Consider the following 2,179-nt stretch of genomic DNA (forward strand, 5'->3'; position numbering starts at 1 on the left):
ATTAGTGAAGAAGCAACTATTGAGCAATTGAATAAAATCGTAGAAGGAATTATTGCAGAAGAACGAAAATCTCGGCAGTCTTTATTACACAATGATAAAGAAGGCTTGGAAGATGTACTATGGCGATCCTATGGTATTTTACAATTTGCACGCCGTGTAAGTGGTAAAGAGGCGCTTACTAAGCTTAGTGATATTCAATTAGGTGTAGATTTAGAAATATTACCTCCTTGGGGCAAGGATACTTTTAATGAGCTTGTTGCTATAACTAGACCTAATTTTCTCTGTAAATACTTAGGTAATGAAATTTTAACAGATGCTGATCGCGATAGCTATAGAGCAAAGGTGATACGTCAAAAACTTTCAAAATAATATAAACACATAAACAATCGATACATGATTATTTATTTTACATAAAGAGATGAGGTGATATTATGATGCAACGGTTCACAGACGATGCACAGCGTGTTCTTTCCTTAGCCCAAGAGGCTGCTTTAGAGTTAGGACATGACTATGTAGGTACTGAACACGTACTCATCGGCCTTACAAAGGTTAAAAATGGGGTAGCAGCCAAGGCTTTAGAAGAGCTTGGTCTTGTTACAGAAGATATTTTTGAAGCTGTAGAAGAACATGTGGGACGTGGTAATAAAAAAGCGACGTCAATTTATATGACACCTCGCGTTAAACATGTACTAGAGCTTGCTATTCAGGTAGCTAACCGCATGAACCATAATTACGTAGGTACAGAGCATATTTTATTGGGACTGCTTAGCGATGGTAGCGGTGTTGCTGCTTCTATTTTGCGAGCTATGAATATACGTAGTAACGACGTAGTAGAAGAAATTCGAAGTATTCTTGGTTCCAATGAAGGCAGCAATCATGGAGGTCAAGAAGGATTAGATAGCCATAATGATTTGGGTGATTTATCTGATTTTGCAACAGATCTTAATGAGTCTGCTAAGCAAGGCAAGATTGACCCAGTTATTGGTCGTGATACAGAGATTCAGCGGGTGATTCAAATTCTCAGCCGTAGAACTAAAAATAATCCTGTTCTTATCGGTGAATCAGGTGTAGGTAAAACAGCTATTGCTGAAGGATTGGCACAGCGTATTGTGACTGGAAATGTACCAGAGATTTTGCGTAATAAACGCATTATTTCTCTTAGTATTGGATCTATGTTAGCGGGTGCCAAGTATCGAGGTGAATTTGAAGAACGGCTGAAAAAAGCAATCGATGAAGTACAACAACATGATGACATGATTATTTTCATCGATGAAATTCACACATTGGTGGGGGCAGGTGCTACTGAAGGCGCTTTGGATGCGGCTAATATCTTAAAGCCTGCTTTGGCACGTGGTGAATTCCAAGTTATCGGTGCCACAACACTCGATGAATATAAGAAATATATAGAAAAAGATGCCGCTCTAGAGCGTCGTTTTCAACCTGTTCAAGTAGGAGAGCCCAACGAAGAGGATGCTCTTGAAATTTTGAAGGGCTTACGAGATCGGTACGAAGCCTTTCATAAGGCTAAGATTACAGATGATGCATTAAAAGCGGCTGTATCCTTATCTAGCCGATATATTACAGATAGATTCTTGCCTGATAAGGCTATTGATGTAGTAGATGAAGCTGCATCTAAAGTTCGTATGAAAGTGTTTTCTTCAGCACCTGATATTAAGGCTTTAGAAGATCGCCTCAATACGGTAAAGAAAGAAAAAGAAGCTGCCGTTACATCTCAAGACTTTGAAAAGGCAGCAAAGCTTCGCGATGAAGAACAAACATTGATAAAAGAAATTGATGATAAAAAGTCTATCGCTAAAGAAGAAAGCCATCAAAAGCTAATAGTTACAGAGGAAGACATAGCTGCAGTAGTAGCGCAATGGACAGGTATTCCCGTGGCTAAAATTGCAGAAGAAGAGTCTGAAACCTTACTTTATTTGGAAGAAAAACTTCATAAACGTGTAGTAGGTCAAGATGAGGCTGTTACCGCTGTAGCTAAAGCCGTACGCCGTGCAAGGGCTGGATTAAAAGATCCCAAACGTCCTATTGGGTCATTTCTATTCCTTGGTCCAACAGGGGTGGGGAAAACTGAGCTAGCTAGAGCGCTTGCATCCTCCTTGTTCGGCGATGAATCTGCTATGATTCGACTTGATATGTCTGAATATATGGAAAAACATACTGT

The 2,179-nt window shown here is 39.6% G+C and carries 1 protein-coding gene and 1 pseudogene; both read left to right on the plus strand.

Translation table 11 applies throughout. The features are described from left to right. Positions 1-369, plus strand: a pseudogene (locus tag Q0507_RS08340) (ATP--guanido phosphotransferase); the annotation flags it as partial. A gap of 62 nt (positions 370-431) precedes the next feature. Beyond that, positions 432-2,179 (plus strand): ATP-dependent Clp protease ATP-binding subunit (locus Q0507_RS08345; RefSeq protein WP_298714991.1); only part of this gene is annotated, 1,748 nt, incomplete at its 3' end.

It is taken from the genome of uncultured Veillonella sp. (genome assembly GCF_938010505.1).
Lineage (GTDB): Bacteria > Bacillota > Negativicutes > Veillonellales > Veillonellaceae > Veillonella.